Below are 1,613 nucleotides of genomic sequence, written 5' to 3'. Positions count from 1 at the left end.
CCGGACCTGCCTCGGACCCCTATGGATTCCGACCCCATCGTCCTGACCTGGCGCGCCCGACGGGTCAGGCAGCGCATAGGCCTTCGCGCCGCCGGCGGGAAGTGTCGAGGGCCGGGCGCGACGGGCGACCGGCATGGTGATCCATGTTCTAGCCCCCGTCTGGAAAAGCTCTAGGTTCGTCGGCGAGGGCCGGCCGCTTTGGTCGCATTGCGCGGACGGACCGGTGCACCGCACACTTCAACCCGGGATCAACGGTGGGGCGACGCTTGCGGCGAGGGGGTGAGCAGATCGATCCCGGCGACCGGACCCGCCCGCCCGGCGGGTTTCGCTGCGCATCGCGCGGGAGCATCCGCCCCCTGTGCGGGAGCGCCTGATGGCGCAGCTTTTCACCCCCGGCGCGGATGCGACCTACCGGCTCGCCCTGATGACCGGGGTGGCCTGCCTGGTCGGCCTGCCGGTGCTGGCGGCCGGGATCGTGCGCTCGAACTACGTCACGGGCGTCGGCATCGCGCCGGCCCAGCCCCTGCCCTTCAGCCACAAGCACCATTCCGGCGAGCTCGGCATCGAGTGCCGGTACTGCCACACCACCGTCGACAAGGAGGCCACCGCCGGCATCCCGCCGACCCATACCTGCATGACCTGCCACTCGCAGATCTGGACCGGTTCGACGATGCTCAAGCCGGTGCGCGACAGCTACGCGCAGGACAAGCCGCTGGAATGGGTGCGGCTGAACAAGCTGCCGCAATACGTCTACTACAACCACTCGGTGCATGTGACGAAGGGCATCGGCTGCTCGACTTGCCACGGCGACGTGACGTCGATGCAGATGACCTACCGGGCGAACGCCTTCGAGATGCAGTTCTGCCTCGATTGCCATCGGGCGCCGGAGAAGTACGTCCGCACGCCCGACCAGGTCTGGAACATGACCTGGACGCCGCCGGCCGACCAGGCGACGCTGGGGCCGAAGCTCGTGGCCGAGTACCATATCCGCGGCGGTGCGCGGCTCACCGAGTGCGGGATCTGCCACCGATGACCAGCGGATCCGACATCGCGGCCCTGCGCCAGAAACTCGCCGGCGGCGACGGCCCGCGCTTCTGGCGCAGCCTCGACGCCGTCGCCGACAGTCCGGAATTCCGCGACTACCTCGCGGCCGAGTTCCCCTCGGCCGCCCGGCTCGCCGCCGCCCCGGAGCGGCGCGGCTTCCTCAAGCTGATGGCGGCGTCCTTCGCGCTCGGCGGCCTCACGGCCTGCAGCGCGGAGGGCGGGCGCGATTACGAGGTGCCCTACGTCAACCAGCCCGAGCGGATCGTGCCGGGCACGGACCTGTCCTACGCCTCCTCGGCGGTGTTCGACGGGTTCGGCAACGGGATCCTGGTCACCACCCGCAACGGCCGGCCGCTGAAGATCGAGGGCAATCCCGATCACCCCTGGAGCCGCGGCGGCACCGACGTGCTGGCCCAGGCCTCGGTGCTCGGCCTCTACGACCCGTTCCGCTCGCAGGCGGTGCAGCACCTCGGCCGCCCAAGTTCCTGGGCGGCGTTCCGCACGGCCCTGCAGGCGCAGATTCCGGCCTGGCGCGAGGCCGGCGGTGCGGGCGTGGCGCTGCTGACCGG

Annotated in this window: 2 protein-coding genes; both read left to right on the top strand. The window is 70.9% G+C overall.

The genetic code is table 11. From position 1 onward, the window contains the following. Positions 1-373: 373 nt before the first annotated feature. Complete coding sequence (locus FV228_RS29095; protein WP_147857638.1) at positions 374-1,033, top strand: cytochrome c3 family protein; 660 nt, start codon at positions 374-376, stop codon at positions 1,031-1,033. Then, a partial coding sequence (locus FV228_RS29090) for a TAT-variant-translocated molybdopterin oxidoreductase (protein WP_187277961.1) occupies positions 1,030-1,613 on the top strand: 584 nt, incomplete at its 3' end. The genes FV228_RS29095 and FV228_RS29090, both read left to right, overlap by 4 nt.

Source organism: Methylobacterium sp. WL18, assembly GCF_008040015.1.
GTDB classification, from domain to species: Bacteria; Pseudomonadota; Alphaproteobacteria; order Rhizobiales; family Beijerinckiaceae; genus Methylobacterium; species Methylobacterium mesophilicum.
This window is presented reverse-complemented; position numbering and strand designations above follow the sequence as displayed.

Bases quoted from the DNA above. Each gene is read 5' to 3' on its own strand.
- FV228_RS29095 (WP_147857638.1), top strand. From the start codon at position 374: ATGGCGCAGCTTTTCACCCCCGGCGCGGATGCGACCTACCGGCTCGCC.